Source organism: Caballeronia sp. TF1N1 (assembly GCF_022878925.1).
In the GTDB taxonomy this organism is placed as follows: Bacteria; Pseudomonadota; Gammaproteobacteria; order Burkholderiales; family Burkholderiaceae; genus Caballeronia.
This window is the reverse complement of record NZ_CP084626.1, coordinates 982758-1001907: the sequence shown is the minus strand read 5'-3', so window position 1 is coordinate 1001907 and position 19150 is coordinate 982758. Positions and strand designations below refer to the sequence as shown.

Sequence of the window (19150 nt, the reverse complement as noted above, 5' to 3'; positions counted from 1 at the left end):
GTGACCACGACAAGAATCAGAGGCCGGACTCGGGCAACATGAAATCGCCAACGCTTGGCATCGCCATCATCACCTACAACGCGGCCGCGCGGCTCGCGCAATGTCTCGACTCGGTTTCGTTCGCGGATGACATCGTCATCGTCGATGGCGGCAGCACCGACGCCACCGTGGGTATCGCCCAGGCGCATCGCGCGCGCGTGATCGAAGCGCGCGACTGGCCCGGCTTCGGGCCGCAGAAGAATCGCGCGCTGGACGCGCTCGCCACCGACTGGGTCTTGTCTATCGATGCCGACGAAGTCGTGACGCCCGAACTCGCCGCATCGATTCGAGCCGCCATCGCTCGCCCGCAAGCGGATGTCTATTCGGTCGACCGGTTATCGAGTTTTTGCGGAACGTGGGTGAGACATAGCGGCTGGTATCCGGACTGGATTCCCCGGCTGTTCAAGCGGGGCGCGGCGCGCTTCTCGTCGGATCTCGTGCACGAGCGTCTGGTATTTTCCACGAACGAGCCCGCGATCAGGCTCAATGGCCGGCTGATGCACTACTCATACGAAGACTTCGAGACCGTGCTGCGCAAGCTGGACGCTTATTCGACCGCTGGCGCCGTGCAGCGTCATGCGGCAAGCAAGCGCGGTGGTTTCGGGGTTGCGCTTACACGCGGCACGTGGGCTTTTTTGCGAACCTATTTTCTGCGCCGCGGTTTTCTGGATGGGCGCACGGGCTTCATGATCGCGCTCTTCAATGCGCAGACGGTGTATTACCGGTTCTTGAAGCTCGAGCATCTGAACGAGAGACGATAGGCGCCACGGCTTGGCTCAGCGGCTTCAACGACCGCCGCTGATTTCTTCCGCCAGCGCCAGCAGCGCATTCACATGCGACGCGACGCTCGCGTCATAACGAACGGCATTGCCGGATACGCGGCGTCGTGAAGCAATTGCCGCAGCGACGACGCGCCGCAGGTCGTCCGCATCGCCAGATTTGAAAACGTGCTTAGCGCTTTCGTCGATGGCATTGCCACAGCCGATGCAGGCCGGAAAGATCACCGGCGTGCCGCACATGACCGATTCGATGCCCACGAGCCCAAACGGCTCGTAGCTCGACGCGAGAATGGTGAAGTCCGCCGCGCGATAAGCGTCCTCGATATTTTTCGCGTAGCCGATATAGCGCACGTTCGGCGCGCTCTTCTCGGGCGCGCGCCCGGCGACGGCGATCACGATCGGCAAGCCCGCGCCGCCGAGCGCCTTCTCGATCAGCGGCAAACCCTTGCGCTCGTGACTGCTCGAAGGAAAGAGCAGCACGATTTCGTCTTCCTTGAAACCGAACCGTTCGCGCAGACGGGCGCGCGAGGTTTCATCGGCTAAGGCGAAACGCGCGCCATCCACGGGCGGATAAAGCACGCGAATCTTCCGTTCGTCGATGCCGTAAAGCCCGCGAAGCTCGTTACGCATCATGTCCGAGTGCGCGACGATCACGCGCGCGTCCCGATACTGCCTGCGTTCGAGCGCGATCTGCCGCGTATCCGACCGCTTTTCGCGACGCCCGGTTGCGCGCAGAAAGCCGATATGCGTGCCTCCGCAGATGGCAATCTCCGAGCCTTCCACGCGATTGCAGCCGATCAGCACGTCGACCCTGGCCTTATTGCGCGCGCGCTTGAGCGCCCACGAAAAATACACGTCGCGCAGCTTGCCCGGCAGAAACGACACCTTGATGCGATGCGCCTCGACGAGCTTGCTCTCCGGCAACGACGAGTCGATCTTGCGGGCAAAGAACGTGGGCTTTTGGCGACCCTCGAAGCCGGCGGCGGCAAGACCGCGCACCAGGTCCATGGCGTAGCGTTCGAGCCCGCCGCTCAGTTTGAGCGCGTTCGCCGAGATACCGATGCGCATCAGTAGACGATTTCGATTGCGCTGCCCGCGAACTCGCCGCGCAGCGCGGTGATGAGTTCGTCGGTGGGCTTGACGCGCCAGGCATCGCCGAGCCGCACTTCGCCTTCCGCATGCTCGCTGCGATAAACGATGCTCACGTTCAAGCCGTTCGGGATGGGTGCGGACTGGCGCTGCCTGCCGTTCTCGCGCGCGGCCGGCGCCACGGCCGCCGGCGCTTCCGCACCCGCCGCATGCGCTTCGAGCACGCGGCGCAGACGCAAGGAATCCGCGTTGCCGTTCATCTCGACCTTTACCGACTGCGCGTAGCGGCTGCGCGCGCGTTCGAGGTCCATCGCGGTATCGACGGTAAAGCGAATGCCGCCGGTGAAGGCGTCGTTACGCGCCTGACCTTGCACCACGAGCAACTCGTCTTCCTTGAAGAGCGCCTTGTTGGCTTCGAACTGCTCGTTGAACACGGTGACTTCGCACTGGCCGGTGCCGTCGTCGAGATTGACGATCAGCATCTTGCCGCGCTGGGTCATTTGCGTGCGCGTGGTCGAGATCACGCCCGCGACGAGCTTGTCGCGCCCTTCCTTCAGTTCGCCGATTTTCTGCCGCACGAAGCGGCGCACTTCACCTTTGTAGGCGTCGAAGAGATGGCCCGACAGATAGAAACCGAGCGCGGTTTTTTCTTCCTGCAAGCGCTTCTTGTCGGACCACATGGGTTCATCGACGAGCCGATGCTTTTCGAGCGGCGCGTCGCCCATGTCGAAGAGACCGCCTTGCATGGCGTTGGCGGCGGCCTGATCGGCGGCTTCCATGGCGAGCGGCACGGAGGCCAGCAGTTGCGCGCGGTTCTCGTGCAGGCAGTCGAACGCGCCCGCGCGGATCAGCGCTTCGACCGTGCGGCGATTCACGACGCGCCGGTCGATCCGCTCGCAGAAGTCGAAGAGATCCGCAAACGGCCCGTCTTCACGCGCACGCAGGATTTCCTCGATTGCGTTCTGGCCGCTGCCCTTCACCGCGCCCAGACCGTAGCGAATGGTCTTCGAGCGCTTGCCGTCCGCTTCGGCGACCGGTTCGAAGCGATACGCCGACTGATTGATGTTCGGCGGCAGCACGGCCATGCCATTGCCGATGCAGTCCTCGAAGAGAATCTTGACCTTGTCGGTGTCGTCCATGGCGAGCGACATATTGGCCGCCATGAATTCCGCCGGATGGTGCGCCTTCAGCCACGCCGTGTGATAAGCGAGCAACGCGTAAGCCGCCGCGTGCGACTTGTTGAAGCCGTAGCCCGCGAATTTCTCCATGAGGTCGAAGGTGTCGTCCGCCTTCTGCGCGGTGAGACCGTTCTTCGCCGCGCCTTCGCGGAACAACTCGCGATGCACGGCCATCTCTTCGGGCTTCTTCTTGCCCATCGCGCGACGCAGCAAGTCCGCGCCGCCGAGCGAATAGCCGCCGATGATCTGCGCCATCTGCATCACCTGCTCCTGATAGACCATGATGCCGTAGGTCTCCTTCAGGACGGGCTCGACGCGCGGGTCCGGATACTCGACGATCTCGCGCCCGTGCTTACGCGCGCAGAAGCTCGGAATCAGGTCCATCGGGCCCGGACGATACAGCGCCACCAGCGCGATGATGTCCTCGAAGCGGTCCGGCTGCGCGTCCTTCAGCATGCCCTGCATGCCGCGGCTTTCCAGCTGGAACACGGCGACGGTATTCGCTTTCTTGAGGATCGAAAACGAAGCCGGGTCGTCGAGCGGAACCTGCGAGAGATTCCAGTCTTTCTTCGAGGGATCGAGCCGGCGAATATAGCGCTCGGCCCAGTCCAGGATGGTGAGCGTAGTCAGGCCCAAAAAGTCGAACTTGACCAGACCGACGGCTTCCACGTCGTCCTTGTCGTACTGACTGACCACGCCGCCGTCTTCGCCCTGCGTGTAGAGCGGACAGAAATCGGTGAGCTTGCCCGGCGCGATCAGCACGCCGCCCGCGTGCATGCCGACGTTACGCGTGAGCCCTTCCACGCGCTGCGCAAGTTCGAGCAATTGATGCACTTCGTCTTCGTTGTCGAAGCGCTCCTGCAAGGTCGGCTCTTCCTTCATCGCGTCCGCGATGGTCACGTGCTTGCCCGGCTTGAACGGGATGAGCTTGGCGACGCCGTCGGTGAACATGTAGCCGAGATCGAGTACGCGGCCGATGTCGCGCACCGCCGCCTTCGCCGCCATGGTGCCGAAGGTGGCGATCTGCGAAACCGCGTCCGCGCCATATTTCTGCTTCACGTACTGAATGACGCGGTCGCGCCCTTCCTGACAGAAGTCGATGTCGAAGTCGGGCATCGACACGCGTTCGGGATTCAGGAAGCGTTCGAACAGCAGGTTGTAGCGCAGCGGGTCGAGATCGGTAATGCCGAGCGCATAAGCGACGAGCGAGCCCGCGCCCGAACCGCGGCCGGGACCCACCGGCACGCCATTGTTCTTCGCCCACATGATGAAGTCGGCGACGATCAGGAAGTAGCCCGGAAAGCCCATCTTGATGATCGTGCCGCACTCGAATTCGAGCCGCGCGTAATAAGTCTCGCGCTGTGCCTCGCGTTCGGCTTCATCGGGATAAAGCTGCGCGAGCCGCACCTCGAGGCCTTCCTTCGACAACTGCACGAGGTAGTCGTCGAGCGTGAGGCCGTCCGGCGTGGGGAAAAGCGGCAGCTTGGGCTTGCCGAGTTCGAGCGTGAGATTACAGCGCTTCGCAATTTGAACCGTGTTGGCAAGCGCGGAAGGAATATCCGCGAAAAGCGCGCACATTTCGTCTTGCGTGCGGAAATACTGCTCGGTCGTGAAGCGCTTCTGACGACGCGGATTGGCGAGGATATCGCCTTCCGAAATGCACACGCGCGCTTCGTGCGCGGTGTAGTCGTCGGGCGTCATGAATTGCAGCGGATGCGTGGCGACCACAGGCAGCCCGAGCTTTGCGGCGAGCGCGACGGCCTCCTGAAAATAAGCCTGTTCGCCCGGCTGACCGGCGCGCTGCAGTTCGATGTAGAACGCGTTCGGAAAGAGCGCCGACCAGCGTTCGGCGTTGCGTTGCGCGCTTGCCGCGTTGCCCGCCGCGAACGCCATGCCGATGTCGCCCTGCTGCGCGCCGGAAATGGCGAGCAGACCTTCAGCCAGCCCTTCTTCGAGCCATTCGACGAGCACTTCCGCGCGCCCGCGATATTGATTCGTCAGCCACGCGCGGCTCAACAGTTCGCACAGGTTGAGATAGCCGGTCTTGTCGCGCACGAGCAGGATCAGCCGCGAAGGCTTGTCGCGATCGGCGGGATTGGTGATCCAGACATCGCAGCCGGCAATGGGTTTGATGCCCTTGCTGCGCGCTTCCTTGTAGAAGCGCACGAGGCCGAACGCGTTGGCGAGATCAGTCAGCGCGAGTGCGCCCTGACCGTCTTTCGCGGCGGATTTGACGACGTCGTCCAGCCGCACGATGCCGTCGGCAATCGAGAACTCGGAGTGGACGCGAAGATGAACGAAGCGGGGATCTGACATGACGATATTGTACATGCGGCCCATCGCGAAAACGGCTAAGGGGCGCGCGTTAGCCGAACGGACAAGCCCTCGGCGATTCTCGAAATTGCGCTGGCGCAAACGGCGCGAACGCGGCGGCCCGCGCCTGCGAAAAGACCTGCGCCATTTGCGGGATAATACGGAGTTGCGCGGCGTCCCAGCATCCGCTTTTTGCCGCCCTTTTTACCGGCTTTGCCCCGTTATCCGATCATGAGCATTCTGAACCTCTCCGCCTACAAATTCGTTTCCATCGACGACAGCGCCGCGTGGCGCCCGCTCGTCACCGAACGCTGCAGCGCGCTTGGCCTGAAGGGAACGATTCTGCTCGCGCCGGAGGGCATCAACCTCTTCATCGCGGGGCCGGTCGCGGAGGTGCGCGAGTTCATCGATTACATTCGGAGCGACGCGCTCTTCGGCGACCGCTTCGCCGATCTGCAATTCAAGGAAAGCCTCTCCGCAAAGCAACCGTTTCGCCGCATGCTGGTGAAACTCAAGCGCGAGATCATCACCATGAAGAAGCCCGCGATCAAGCCCGAACTCGGCCGCGCGCCCGCCGTCGATCCGGTGACGCTCAAGGCCTGGCTCGACCGTGGTCACGACGACGAAGGCCGTCCGGTCGTCATGCTCGACACGCGCAATGCCTTCGAAGTGGACGTCGGCACGTTCGACCACGCGCTCGACTACCGCATCACGAAATTCAGCGAGTTTCCCGAGGTGATCGAACAAAACCGTGCCGATCTGGAAGGCAAGACGGTGGTGTCGTTCTGCACGGGCGGAATTCGTTGCGAGAAAGCTGCGATTCACATGAAGGAAGTGGGCATCGATCACGTCTATCAACTCGAGGGCGGCATCCTCAAATATTTCGAGGAAGTGGGCGGCGCGCATTACTCGGGCGAATGTTTTGTGTTCGACTACCGCACGGCGCTCGATCCGAACCTGCAGCAGACCTCCACTTCGCAATGCTTCGGCTGCCGCGCGGTGGTCAGCGTGGAAGATCAGCAGTCGCCGTTGTACGTGCCGGGCGCCACGTGCCCCGCGTGTCATCCGGATGCGAAGGCCGCCTAAACCTTGAACGAGCCCTGTAGATGACTTACCGTGGCCGCTTCGCGCCCTCGCCCACCGGGCCGCTGCACGCGGGGTCGCTCGTCAGCGCGCTTGCTAGTCTTCTCGATGCGCGGGCGCATCGCGGTAGCTGGATCGTGCGAATAGAAGATGTCGATGCACCGCGCACGGTGGCCGGCGCGGCCGACGAGATTCTCGCAACGCTCGCGCATTTCGGCATGCATTCGGACGAACCGCCGGTCTGGCAAAGTCAACGCGACGCGGCTTATCAAGATGCATTCGAGCGCTTGCTTGCCGCCGGCTTCGTTTATCCCTGCGGCTGCACGCGACGCGAGATCGCCGACTCGCTCGTTCATGCGCATGCGCGTCACGCGACGCTCGCTTATCCCGGTACTTGTCGAAGCGGCTTGCATGGCCGTCCCGCGCGCGCGTGGCGACTGCGCGTGCCGGGCGGCGACGCGGGGCGCGTCGGTTTCGTGGATCGCTGGCAGGGAATACAAACGCAAGATCTTGCGGCCGAAGTCGGCGATTTTGCCTTGAAGCGTGCGGATGGGCTGTGGGCGTATCAACTGGCTGTCGTCGTCGACGACGCTTCGGCCGGCATTACGCATGTCGTGCGCGGCGCAGACCTGCTGGATTCGACCGCGCGGCAGATTTATCTGCAGCAATGTCTCGATGTGCCGACGCCGTCGTATCTGCATGTGCCTGTCGTCAGCAACGATGCGGGCGAGAAACTCAGCAAGCAGACGGGCGCGGCGCCGCTTGGTCGTGACGCGCCGCTGGATGCGTTGGTGCAGGCGGCGCGGCATTTGAGTATCGACGTGGCCGCCGCCGGTTCGCTCGAGTCGTTTTATGCGGATGCGACCGCGCAGTGGGCGCGTCGGTTCGGGATTACTTAGCGGCATGCGTTCGCTTTTGAGGGGCGAATAGCTCGCGCCGCGTAAGCGTTCGACTGACGAGTGCGGTACGAGATTGGGCCTTTTGTCGCGTCAGGACTTTGGCTGCGGCCTTTAAGTGGTCAAAGAGCGGCACAAAAAAAAGCAACCTAACCGGTTGCCCTTTTCATCCCACACGTACCGTTCCCAACGGTTCAACGGCAGTCGCAGAGACCACCGTTTCTTAGAGCTTCACGCGCCAACTCAAGTCGACTTACGCAACGCACCCAACCCGCCAAGCAACGCGGCCAACGGCTGCTTCGGCGCGCTCTTGCGCTCCGGCTCGACGCTTTCCTCATGCCGCTTCACCGCCGAGGGCGAGGGCTCGTAGGGCTTGAGGAAGAATTCGTCCACCGGCTGCTGACGCCCGCGCGGCCGATCATACGACGACCCCGACGTGCGCCGGCGCGGACCCGCTTCTTCCCGCGCGCCATGCCGATGTTCGCTGCGCTCCGGGCGGACCGGCCGCTCGTCGCGCCGCGCGCCTTCACGGCGCACTGGCGTCGTTACTTCGAGCGTCATCACTTCGAGCGGACGCTTGATCAGCTTCTCGATGTCGGCAAGCTGCTTGCGTTCGTTCGCGCTGCACAGCGACAACGCGTCGCCCGACGCACCCGCGCGCCCCGTGCGACCGATACGGTGCACGTAATCTTCCGCGCTGAACGGCAAGTCGAAGTTGATGACCGCCGGCAATTCGGCGATGTCGAGCCCGCGCGCGGCCACGTCGGTTGCGACGAGTGCTTCGATCTCGCCGCGCTTGAACGCGTCGAGCGCCTGCATGCGCTCGCCTTGCGTACGGTCGCCGTGAATCGCGGTGGCGACGATGCCATCACGTTCCAGCACGCGCGCCAACCGGCTCGCGCCGATCTTGCTGTTGCAGAACACGATGACCTGCTTCAATCCGCGCTGGCGGATCAGTTGCGCGACGGCGCCCGACTTGTCGCTCTCGTGCACTTCGAAGACGATCTGCCGCACGTTGGTCGCGGTGGAGTTGCTGCGCGCGACTTCGATGGTCTGCGGGTTGCGCAAGTAAGTTGCCGCGAGCTTCTTGATTTCAGGCGAGAACGTCGCCGAAAACAGCAGCGTCTGACGCTCCTTAGGCAGCAGATTCAGAATGCGCTGCAGGTCCGGCAGAAAGCCCATGTCGAGCATGCGGTCGGCTTCGTCGAGGACGAGCATCTGCACCTGGCCGAGATTGAGCGTCTTCTGCTGAACGTGATCGAGCAGACGTCCCGGCGTCGCGATGAGAATCTCCACGCCACGGCGCAGTGCATCCGACTGCGGATTCATGTCGACGCCGCCGAACACTACCGTGCTGCGCAATGCAGTGTGCTTCGAGTAGGTCTGCACATTGGCGGCAACCTGATCGGCGAGTTCGCGCGTGGGCGTAAGCATCAGCGCGCGCACGGGATGGCGGGCGGGCGAGGCGCTCGTATTGGCCATCGGCAAAAGACGCTGGATGATCGGCAGCGAAAAACTCGCGGTCTTGCCCGTGCCGGTCTGCGCCGCGCCCATCACATCGCGGCCCGCGAGCACGACGGGAATGGCCTGCTCCTGGATCGGCGTGGGCGTGGTATAGCCGGACTCGCTCACTGCCTTGAGGATGTCGGCGGCCAGGCCGAACTGATCGAACGTAGGCGCGGTGGACGGGTTCGTGGCGACGGAATCTGACATGGTGACTATTGGGCTTTCGCTAAAAATCCGCTTGAAGCGGTGCGTAAGCGGGCGTTCGGTCGATTACGCGTGAGTATTTCGGTGACGCGGAGGGTTGTCCGCGCAAGCATTTGTGCGCGGCGCTTGCCATGCACTTGAAGCGCGCCGGGCAGGAAAACGAGCGCCTGACGCAGATTCGGCCGATGGTCGCGGCCTGCGGAACGCCGCAGGTTCGGGCACAAGGCCCGCTGCGATGGAACACGGCTTCGATGACGCCTTCAAGGCGGCCGACGCACGCTCAAGTGGAAGGCCACGCGAGCCGATGCGAACCACGACGCTGCAGGGCAAAAATCTTAGCCGGAAAGCCGCACATTGTAGCATCCGGCGTCGATCCGCCCCTTTCCGCGCTTCATGAGACAGAGGCGCACGACGTGGGCCGCGCTTACTTGTTGTGCGCCTCGCAATCGGCCAGCAGCGGCGGCGAGTCCTTGGCCGCCATCTCGTCATAGAGATTGGCCTGCGGTCCCTTGGTCCACCACGTATATTGATCCGCGACGTATTTGGCCCCGGAACCCGCGATCACGTTGACGAACAGCAGTTTGCGGCCATCCACCGTCAATGCCGCGAAGCTCTGGTGATTGCGTGCGTTGGTGTATTGCACCGACACGCTCTTGCCGTCCTTGCAGTCGTAGCGCGTGGTCTGCGTCGAGGCGGTCTGGATTTGCGGCACGGTGAGCGGCATCGCTCGCGCGGTCGTGGCGATCGAGGACGCCATAAGAAGCGCGGCCGAAAGTACGAGAGATCGTTTCATCATCGAGTCCGGAAATCGTGGGAAGCGGCTCGGCGAGCCTTGATGGATGGCCCGAAGATCATGGATCGATCACGTCCGCGCAGGCGTCCGTGGGCGCGGCCGCGACATGGCCGACCACCGGCACGATCTTCAAACCCGCTGACGCGATCCGGCACGGAGCCGCGGCCAGCCCGCAACCCGAAAGTCCCGCGCACGCCACGATCAACGCGGCCATGATGATTCGCTTCACTATCTTCTCCCTGCCATTTGCAGGCGATGGTCAGCCCGGTCGACTCGATACGGGCTTTACTTTCGACGCCGCCAGCTTCGCGCGCTCACGCGCTTCGCCGGTATCGACGCCAGTAGCGAGCGCGACGCCCATGCGCCGTTTCGCGAAGCTCTCGGGCTTGCCGAAGAGGCGCAGATCCGCGCCCGGCACCGCAAGCGCTTCGGCCACGCCTTCGAAGGCGATACCCGCTTCGTCGAGGCCGCCGTAGATCACCGCCGATGCGCCCGGCGTTTGCAGCGCGGTATCGACGGGCAAGCCGAGAATGGCGCGCGCGTGCAGTTCGAACTCGGAGAAACGCTGCGTGGCGAGCGTCACGAGACCCGTGTCGTGCGGACGCGGACTGACTTCCGAGAACCATACGTCATCGCCGCGCACGAAGAGTTCCACGCCGAAGAGGCCGCGTCCACCGAGCGCGGTCGTCACCTTCGCCGCGACATCGCGCGAGCGGGCGAGCGCGACGGCGCTCATCGCCTGCGGCTGCCAGGATTCGACGTAATCACCCGCCACCTGCACGTGGCCGATAGGCTCGCAGAAAAAGGTCGCCGTCTCGCCGGTCGCGGGGTCGGCCGCGCGCACGGTGAGTTGCGTGATTTCGTACTCGAAGTCGATGAACCCTTCCACGATCACACGCCCGTGGTTCACGCGCCCGCCCGCCATCGCGTAGTTCCAGGCGGGCTCGACATCCGCGTCGCTTCCGAGCACGGATTGTCCCTTGCCCGAGGACGACATGACGGGCTTCACCACGCACGGAAAACCGATCTTCGCGATCGCCGCCTTCATCTCTTCGAGCGACTGCGCGAACGCGTACGGCGAGGTCGGCAAGCCAAGCGTCTCGGCGGCCAGGCGGCGAATGCCTTCGCGATTCATCGTCAACTGCGTGGCGCGCGCGGTCGGAATCACGGTGGCAATGCCAGCGGCTTCGATGTCGGCGAGCGCGTCGGTGGCGATTGCCTCGATCTCGGGCACGATCAGATGCGGCGACTCTTGCTCGACGAGCGCGCGCAGCGCCACGGCATCGGTCATGTCGATGACATGCGCCCGGTGCGCGACCTGATGCCCCGGCGCGTTCGCATAGCGATCCACCGCGATCACCTCGACGCCGAGCCGCTGCAACGCGATGATCACTTCCTTGCCGAGCTCGCCCGCGCCGAGCAACATCACGCGCGTGGCATGCGCCGAAAGCGGCGTGCCGATGCGGCGCTCGACGTCGGTCGCTGCATTCGTGCCGGTAGCGGGGTCGCGTTGCGAGTCGGTGTGCATGAGTGCTCCAGAAATCGGATTCGGTGGCGCCTGTTGCTCGAACATTCGATGAGGCGAGAATGGCCCGGATGTTAACACGCACCGCTTAGTGCAACAGCTCTGCCATTCGGTCTATTGACAGGCGCCAAGAGCAGTATGACAAGCGGTATCGCTGCTCAGTTGCAAGGCATTCGCGTGCTTTTCGAAGATCGTCGACGGGAGGAAAGCGCTGCCGATCATTTTGTTGCATCGAGCGCTGGACAAATCGTAGGACGAGTGCGATACCCTTACGGTTTCGCCAGTTCAGGACTCCCCGATGCCCACGCACTTCATCCGCACACCGTCTTCGTCGCCGCTTTTTCGGGGAGCGCCGGCGTGGCTCACACGTGCATCGCGGCGCGCCGGTGTGCTGCTGCTCGCCACGGGTTTCATCGCCGGCTGCGCGCTCCCCAAGCATCCCGACGCGAGCGCGCCGCCCACCGATCCCTACAACCCCGCCGCCACGCAATTGCTCGACGACACGCAATGGCAGCTCACGCGCTGGACCGATGCAAGCGGCAAGCCGCGTGCGCTTCCTCAGGACGCGAGCGGCGCACAGCCCATCACGCTCGACTTTTCGACGGCGAGCGGCCATCGGCGCGCGAGCGGCTTTTCCGGTTGCAACCGCTTCGCGGGCGCCTATGACCTGAAAGACGGCAAGCTCACGTTCGGTCCGCTTGCCGGTACGCGCATGGCTTGCGTCTCCGGCACGGGCGGTGCGTTGGAGCAGCCGTATCTGGATGGACTCGCACATGTCGCCAGAAGCGGCGTTCAGATGAACCCGCCGCCAGCGTTGCAACTGACGCTCGTCGATGGACAGGTGCTCACGTTCGCGCCGCGGCCAAAGTAAGCGCGAGGTGTTGCGTGCTTGCGCCATACCTATCGGCGCACGCCGCAACCGTTAAACTGCCTGGTTGAACGCGCACGCGTCCGAAGCGGGCAGCGAGTCTGGTCCTGTCTCATACGTCTCACCCAACATTGGTTCTATCTCTAGCATGCAAATGGTAGTTCTCGGCTGGTTCGGTGCATCAGTCGTCTGGATCCTTCCGCTCCTCTGGCGCATCGTGAAATCGGTGCTCCCGAGCGGCAGCGGACTGCGCGGCCCCGGCACGATCCGGCTGTGGGTCGGCTTTATCTGCGTATTGCTGTCGAGCAGCGTGCTCGAAGGCCTGCTTGCAAGTGGCGTCGAAACGCAGGCGAATATCAATCGCGGTGGTCGGGCGCTTGCCTTGCTTCTCGTCAATCTGGCTTATCCGGCTGGCGCGATTGCCGTTGCGGCCCTCGTGCTGGCAATGTTCGCGCCGTGGCTCGTCGAGTTCTCGTGGCGCTCGGTGCTGATCTGGTTCGATGAAGCGTTCGGCTTCGATTTGCCGAAGAGCTGGCTGACACCACCCGAAAAAAACGAGCGCGAACCGCAGCCGAAGAAGGAACGCCGTGGGCGACGCGATGCATCCGGCTGGTTCGAGCGTCGTGCGCGCGACAAGACCAAGACGGCGCGCGAGATCCCCGTGCGCGGCATCGGCGCGGATCGTTTCGATGCCTCGTCCGTGCGCGTGGCGCAAGATGAGCCCACGCTCGGTTTGCCAACCGGCAAGCAACGCGGACGCTATCGGCGGCCTACTGCGTGGCGTCCGCCTTCGATCGGCAAGAGCGGCGCGAATCGCGATCAGGCGTCAGCGAGGAATACCGCATCGACCAACTATGCCGCCGTGCGTCTCAGCCGATCCTCGTTCGAAGCGGAGAGCGCGTCCGGTCGGCCGATGCCCATCGAGCCGGTCGCGCCCGGTGGATGGTTGAATCCGTCCACGCAGCCGCGTGCCTCGGTGTCGCCAGGCGCGCGGCCGGCACAAGGCGCGAATGGCACGACAGCGTCGGCGCGAGCTTCCGCGGGAATGGCTGCGGCTTCTGCGTCGCGCAGTACTGCCTCATCGGTTGCGGTCGAGCCGCGCGGGAATATTTCTCGGGCGGGTGCGGCTCCGGCTGCATCGGCTGCACTGGCCCGGGGCGGCACCGCTTCAGTATCGGCAGGAGGCAATGCACGCGGTCCGATGCCCGCACAAAGTCGTGCGGGGCAGACTTCGCCTGGGCTCGTGCGGCGCACGCCGCCCGCTCGTCCGACCGCAACACCGGCCACGCGTGACTTTGCTGGGCGTTCGCTGCCAACGCCCGCCGACGCGCTGGCGCGTTCGGCACTTCCGCCGCTCGAACCACCTCCGCCGCCCGAGTCCGTTCAGGCGACGCTGCGATCTATCGAGGAGAACGCCGCGTTATGGACGTCGCTCGCCGGAACGGGGCTCGCGCGTGAACCTGAAGCGATCGTGGCGGATATGGCCGCAGCGTCTGGCTCGCAAGTCGCATCGCAATCTGCGAGCGACGCCGTGACGCGAGCGCCAACGAGTACGGAACCTGTCGACTTCTCTCCGAAGCCAGCGGACACGTTGATCGATGGCGGACTGAACGCGGACAGCGCCATTTCAGACGATGCCACCTCCGTTGGGGCAAGCACGCTCGTTTTCTCACGCATGGGAGCCAATGTCGCGTCGCAAGCACCGGCAGCGGTTTCGCTGGAAGCGCCCGCAACGCCCGCTACGCCACCGAGTCATCGCGAGTTCACGCCGGAGCGCATCGAGCCTGACTTCGTCGAGCCAACGCGTCACACCGAAACGCCTGCACCGCCGTGGCTGGACGAGCCGTCATCGTCGCCGAGATACGAGCCACCTCCGCTGCCGTCGTTCCTGCCGATGGACGAGCCGCCGCCGCTCGTGGACGCATTCGACGATGCTCGCGACCAGCCCGCCCCGTCTGGTGCGGATCCCGTGCGAAACGCGACGGCATTGCCTCCCGACGACACATTCCGAAGCACATCCACGTTGCCTGGCGACGAAACCGGCCAAAGCGCACCCGCATTGCCGCGCGACGGCACCGTGCGGCACGCGCCCGCGTCGCTTCGAGATGACTCGATCCAAAGCGCTTCGACGTCTCCCGTCCACGAGACCGCGCGCGAGGAAGCCCTCGACGCGCCGGAAAAGCCATCGAACATCGTGCGCTTCTCCGTCGCCGTCCCGTTGCAAGAGGCCGAAGCCGAAGCGCCACCCGCCGCAACAACGTCGCCAGCAAGCGCCCCGCGCCCGCCGGTACGCGGTTTCGCGCCCACCGAATTCGAATTCCACGCGCCGCACGCATCCGCAGTTGAATTGCCCACGCTCGACCTGCTCGAACCCGCATCCGAAGACGCCGAACCCGTCTCCGAACAGCAACTCGCCGAAACCGGCCAGCTAATCGAACAACGGCTGCAGGAATTCAAGGTGCCCGTCACGGTCGTCGGCGCATCCGCTGGCCCCGTCATCACGCGCTTCGAAGTGGACCCGGCGCTCGGCGTGCGCGGCAGTCAGATCGTCGGCCTCATGAAGGATCTATCGCGAGGCCTCGGTCTTACGTCGATCCGCGTCGTCGAAACGATTCCCGGCAAAACCTGCATGGGCCTCGAACTGCCGAACGCGAAACGCCAGATGATCCGTCTTTCCGAGATTCTCGAACAGGACGTGTACCGCGCGTCGAAGTCGAATCTCACCATCGCGATGGGCAAGGACATCGTCGGCAATCCGGTCGTCACCGACCTTGCCAAAGCGCCGCACATGCTGGTCGCGGGCACGACGGGCTCCGGCAAGTCGGTCGCGATCAACGCAATGATCCTTTCGCTGCTCTACAAGGCGACGCCTGAGGACGTGCGCCTCATCATGATCGACCCGAAGATGCTGGAACTGTCCGTCTACGAAGGCATTCCGCATCTGCTCGCACCCGTCGTCACCGACATGAAGCTCGCGTCGAACGCGCTCAACTGGTGTGTCGGCGAAATGGAAAAGCGCTACCGGCTGATGTCGGCGGTGGGCGTGCGCAATCTGCAGGGCTTCAATCAAAAAATCCGCGCCACCGAAGCGGCCGGCAAGAAGCTCACGAATCCATTTTCGCTGACGCCCGATGCACCCGAGCCGCTATCGACGCTGCCGCTCATCGTCGTGATCATCGACGAACTGGCCGACCTCATGATGGTCGCGGGCAAGCAAATCGAACAATTGATCGCGCGTCTTGCGCAGAAGGCGCGCGCGGCCGGCATCCACCTGATTCTCGCGACGCAGCGGCCTTCGGTCGATGTCATCACGGGTCTCATCAAGGCCAACATTCCGACACGCGTGGCGTTTCAGGTGTCGTCCAAGATCGATTCGCGCACGATTCTCGATCAGATGGGCGCGGAATCGCTGCTCGGCGCAGGCGACATGCTGTTCCTGCCACCCGGCACCGGCTACCCGCAACGCATACACGGCGCGTTCGTCGCGGACGACGAAGTGCATCGCGTGGTCGAATATTTGAAGCAGTTTGGCGAGCCGGAATACGAGGAAGGCATTCTGTCCGGGCCGACGTCCGAAGGCGCGTCGCCAGACCTGTTCGGCGAAACGCCCGAGGCCGAAGCCGACCCGCTCTACGACGAAGCCGTCGCGTTCGTGTTGCGCACACGGCGCGCGTCGATTTCGTCGGTGCAGCGGCAACTGCGTATTGGCTATAACCGCGCGGCGCGGCTTGTCGAGCAGATGGAAACGGCCGGGCTCGTCTCCTCGATGGGCAGCAACGGCAATCGCGAAGTGCTCGCACCGCCGGGCCCGGCCGACTAAGCGTTTTTACCAGAGCCGCAAGCGGCGCAACAGGAAGATCGTGATGGCGGCGCATCCCGCCATCACGCCGACCACCACCCAGAACGAAGCGGGATTGTGCGTGCCCGGCAAGCCCGCGACGTTCATGCCGAAGATGCCCGTCACGAGCGTGGCGGGCAATAACAACGCGGACATGATCGCGAGCCACAAGAGCTTGCGGTTGATGTCCTCGGAAAGCAGCGCGGCGATTTCGTCCTGCAAGAGTTTGGCGCGCTCGTAAAGTCCTTCGAGCCCGCCGCCCAATCCGTTGAGCACCTGAATGGCTTGCACGAGCGCTTCCATCGAGCGCGGTTCGGCCCATTCAAGCCGGCGCGTCACGAGTTGCGTAAGCGCGTTACGCTCGGGGTCGATAAAGCGCTTGACCTCCACCAGCCGCCGCCGCACCACGCCGAGTTCGACGCGCCAGTTCGAATGGCCTCCTTCGAGCACGCCCTCTTCGACATCGTCGAGACGGTCGCCGATTTCATCGATACGGTCCGCGAAGGTCTCGTTGAGCGCGCGGATCAGACCCGCGAAAAGATCGACGGTATCGCGGAACATCGCGCCTTCGAGCACGGCATGACGCAGCCGGTCGGTCGACTGCAAGGGACGCGCGCGCACCGTAATCATGCGGTTGCGGTCGACGTAAAAGCGCAACGCGCCAGTCGCGCGAATCGCCTCGCGTGCGCCCGGCTCCGCGCCCGCGGGCGTCGCCGCGACGAGCTCCAAGTCGGCGACGACGCCGTACATGAAATTCGGTCCCATGTGCACGCGCGGACGTTTGTCCTCGCCGTTCAGAAATTCGCGCGCGACATCGGGCATGGAACTCACGCCTTCGAGCCAGCCTTCGACGGTATCGTCGTTGGCCGAGAGATGGAGCCACGTCGGTCCGTCGCCCGTGATCGCATCGCGCGCTTCGTCCCACGAAAGCCGCAGCGCCTGGCCGCCCGCAAAGCGAAACGCGCTGATAAAGCCGGGCGGCGCCGCTTCGTTCTTGTCAGGCTGCGGGCCCGGTTCGGGACGCCCGGCGCGGCCGGAAGTGTAAGTCGTGTTCAATCTTGCTTTCCCTGCAATTTCCGTTGTCTTTCGATTTCATCAGGATACCTTTCGGTTCCGAATGCCAGGCTTCGCGAGCCGACGCAGCATCGTACTCGAACTCGTGGCGGACCCGGAAAAACACAACGCCGCCGTGGCCATCGGTTGCACGGGCCGCATGAGAAGCGCGAAGACCGTGCACAGAGATGAAACCGTGACGGCTTCGCGTGTCGGTCACGTGACGAAAGCCTGGAACGGACCATTGCCGCGATCGACAACGCACCGCGCAAAACTTCTCAAGACGGCGAGACGAACTTGAAATCGACCGGCGAGCCGATAGAAAGCCGCTTCGGATCCGATGCCAGTTCGCCCGATGCCGGATCGCGCCGGAAGAAGAACGCGCTGTCGCTGTCCTGATTGCCGACGATGAGCCAGCGCCCGCTCGGGTCGATCGCGAACTCACGCGGCGTCTTGCCGAGCGTCGGATATCGTTTCAAGAGCTTGAGATGGCCGTTGTTCGGATCGACCGCGAACGCGACGAGCTCATTCGCGTCGCCACGATTGGTCGCATACAGAAAGCGTCCATCGGGCGACAGATGCACCGCGCCGCCGCCGATCTTGCCTTTGAAGCCGGGCGCGGTCATCGGCACGCTCTGCGTTTCGCTGAGTTTGCCGTCGCGATAGTTGAAGACGAGCACCGACGCGTTCATTTCGGTCGTGAGATACGCATGCTTGCCGCCGGCATCGAAAATAAGATGCCGTGGGCCCGAACCAGCCTTGATCGGCGTGTAACGCGCATCGGTCGGACCGAACAGGCCGCGGCTGCCATCGGGCGTGTAGCGGTACGCGAACACCTTGTCGACGCCCAGGTCTTGCGTGAAGAGATATTTGCCATCGGGCGAGAACACGGTCGAGTGGACGTGCGAGTTGTCCTGCCGCCCTTTCACGGGCCCGTTGCCTTCGTGATGCACCGTCAGCACGGAGGTGCCGACGTGACCATCGGCGTTGATCGGAAACACCGCAAAGCTGCCGCCGGGATTGGCCGCCACCGAGTAATTGGCTGTCAGCAAATATTTGCCATCTGGCGAGAGCGCGAGGTAACACGGGTCGTTGCCATCCGCCGACACGCGGTTCAAAAAGCTCAACTGGCCGGTTGCGCGATCGAAGCGAAACGCGCTGATGCCGCCGCGTTGCGAAGCCGGGCCGTTGTCGCCGGGCAGTTCGTTCACGGCATACACGTAATTGTGATCGCGACTCACGACGAGATACGACGGGTTCACCGTCTGCGCCGACGCGACGCGCGTCAGCTCGCCATTGCCGGTATCGAAGCGATAAACGTAGATGCCTTCGCTCTTGCCGCCGCCCGTGTAAGTGCCGATGAGCAGATCGAGCACCTCGCCGCCCGATGAAACCGCAGCGCCACTGGCGCCCGCGGCCGGCGTCGCGCTTGCGGGCGTCTGCGCCACGGCATGCGTGGCCGCGATCGACAGGATCAACGCGAAACCCCGAACCCACTTATGCGGCTTGAATGAAGCCAAGAGCGAACTCGTGAGCGTATTCTGTAGCGGGCGCGGCACTTGCGACGTGCGTCTCGCCGCGACGGCGGACAACCGTTCCGGCAACGGATGGCTCGGGTGCATGAAAGCTCCTCATCGTCTTCTGATGCTTGTTATCGAGGGCGATGCGCGAACGGCTGCGGCATCGTCTGGCTGGCGTGGCGCGAGCAAGTTTTGCTCCCACCGTGCCACCGGGCAAACCGCAACAGGCTAAACCCAACCATTCGAACCAACAACAAAAAGGAGTTGCTGCGATGAACATTCACGTAAGCCTTGGGCCGCTGGTGTCGCTGATCGCCGGGATTCTCATCCTCGTGATGCCGCGACTGCTGAACTTCATCGTCGCGATCTATCTGATCGTGATTGGACTGATCGGGCTATTCGGCATGGGCTCGGCGCATTTCTGACGAACGCATGCGCGCGGCTTGAACCGCGCGCATGTCCTAGG

General features: G+C 63.8%; 13 protein-coding genes and 1 pseudogene. 6 read left to right on the top strand and 8 right to left on the bottom strand.

Annotation, left to right across the window (positions count from 1 at the left end; all coding sequences use genetic code 11):
* The first annotated feature begins 38 nt into the window (after positions 1-38).
* The gene (locus tag LDZ28_RS04595) at positions 39-800 is read left to right on the top strand and encodes a glycosyltransferase family 2 protein (RefSeq protein ID WP_244827526.1); all 762 of its coding nucleotides are present in this window, start codon (positions 39-41) and stop codon (positions 798-800) included.
* A 24-nt stretch (positions 801-824) separates the two neighbouring features.
* On the opposite strand, the gene LDZ28_RS04590 is transcribed toward LDZ28_RS04595, so the two are convergent.
* On the bottom strand, positions 825-1886 hold the full coding sequence (locus LDZ28_RS04590) for a glycosyltransferase family 4 protein (RefSeq protein ID WP_244827525.1): 1062 nt from the start codon (positions 1884-1886) through the stop codon (positions 825-827).
* Positions 1886-5416: a DNA polymerase III subunit alpha gene (gene dnaE / locus LDZ28_RS04585; protein WP_370652097.1), complete on the bottom strand. Its 3531-nt coding sequence runs from the start codon at positions 5414-5416 to the stop codon at positions 1886-1888. Before dnaE ends, LDZ28_RS04590 begins: the two co-directional genes overlap by 1 nt.
* Before the next feature lie 213 nt (positions 5417-5629).
* Here dnaE and LDZ28_RS04580 point away from each other — a divergent pair, with 213 nt between their 5' ends.
* Both LDZ28_RS04580 and gluQRS read left to right on the top strand, forming a co-directional pair.
* Positions 5630-6484 (top strand): sulfurtransferase, encoded by an 855-nt coding sequence (locus tag LDZ28_RS04580; RefSeq protein WP_244827523.1) that lies wholly within the window; start codon positions 5630-5632, stop codon positions 6482-6484.
* A gap of 20 nt (positions 6485-6504) precedes the next feature.
* Positions 6505-7380, top strand: a complete 876-nt coding sequence (gluQRS, locus tag LDZ28_RS04575; RefSeq protein ID WP_244827522.1) for a tRNA glutamyl-Q(34) synthetase GluQRS — start codon at positions 6505-6507, stop codon at positions 7378-7380.
* A gap of 240 nt (positions 7381-7620) precedes the next feature.
* On the opposite strand, the gene LDZ28_RS04570 is transcribed toward gluQRS, so the two are convergent.
* From LDZ28_RS04570 to purT, 4 genes are all read right to left on the bottom strand, one after another.
* A complete protein-coding gene (locus LDZ28_RS04570; protein ID WP_244827521.1) occupies positions 7621-9090 on the bottom strand; it encodes a DEAD/DEAH box helicase in 1470 nt (489 codons plus the stop codon).
* 421 nt (positions 9091-9511) lie between these two features.
* Positions 9512-9844: an MliC family protein gene (locus LDZ28_RS04565; protein ID WP_370652096.1), complete on the bottom strand. Its 333-nt coding sequence runs from the start codon at positions 9842-9844 to the stop codon at positions 9512-9514.
* Positions 9845-9938: 94 nt separating this feature from the next.
* Positions 9939-10094 carry a DUF6726 family protein gene (locus tag LDZ28_RS04560; protein ID WP_309845184.1) on the bottom strand — a complete coding sequence of 52 codons (156 nt, stop codon included), beginning with the start codon at positions 10092-10094 and terminating at the stop codon, positions 9939-9941.
* A gap of 45 nt (positions 10095-10139) precedes the next feature.
* A complete protein-coding gene (gene purT / locus LDZ28_RS04555; protein WP_244827520.1) occupies positions 10140-11408 on the bottom strand; it encodes a formate-dependent phosphoribosylglycinamide formyltransferase in 1269 nt (422 codons plus the stop codon).
* Positions 11409-11703: 295 nt separating this feature from the next.
* Here purT and LDZ28_RS04550 point away from each other — a divergent pair, with 295 nt between their 5' ends.
* Together LDZ28_RS04550 and LDZ28_RS32825 are read left to right on the top strand one after the other, a co-directional pair.
* Positions 11704-12276: an META domain-containing protein gene (locus LDZ28_RS04550; RefSeq protein ID WP_244827519.1), complete on the top strand. Its 573-nt coding sequence runs from the start codon at positions 11704-11706 to the stop codon at positions 12274-12276.
* A 2212-nt stretch (positions 12277-14488) separates the two neighbouring features.
* Positions 14489-16093: pseudogene (locus LDZ28_RS32825) on the top strand (DNA translocase FtsK); the annotation flags it as partial.
* 6 nt (positions 16094-16099) lie between these two features.
* Here LDZ28_RS32825 and LDZ28_RS04540 read toward each other — a convergent pair.
* Both LDZ28_RS04540 and LDZ28_RS04535 read right to left on the bottom strand, forming a co-directional pair.
* Positions 16100-17167, bottom strand: coding sequence for a transporter (locus tag LDZ28_RS04540; RefSeq protein WP_244827518.1), 1068 nt, complete (start codon positions 17165-17167; stop codon positions 16100-16102).
* A 275-nt stretch (positions 17168-17442) separates the two neighbouring features.
* On the bottom strand, positions 17443-18786 hold the full coding sequence (locus tag LDZ28_RS04535; protein WP_244827517.1) for a lactonase family protein: 1344 nt from the start codon (positions 18784-18786) through the stop codon (positions 17443-17445).
* A gap of 170 nt (positions 18787-18956) precedes the next feature.
* Between LDZ28_RS04535 and LDZ28_RS04530 the strand changes: the two genes are divergently transcribed.
* A complete protein-coding gene (locus LDZ28_RS04530) occupies positions 18957-19109 on the top strand; it encodes a DUF3096 domain-containing protein (RefSeq protein WP_244827516.1) in 153 nt (50 codons plus the stop codon).
* The last annotated feature ends 41 nt before the right edge of the window (positions 19110-19150 follow it).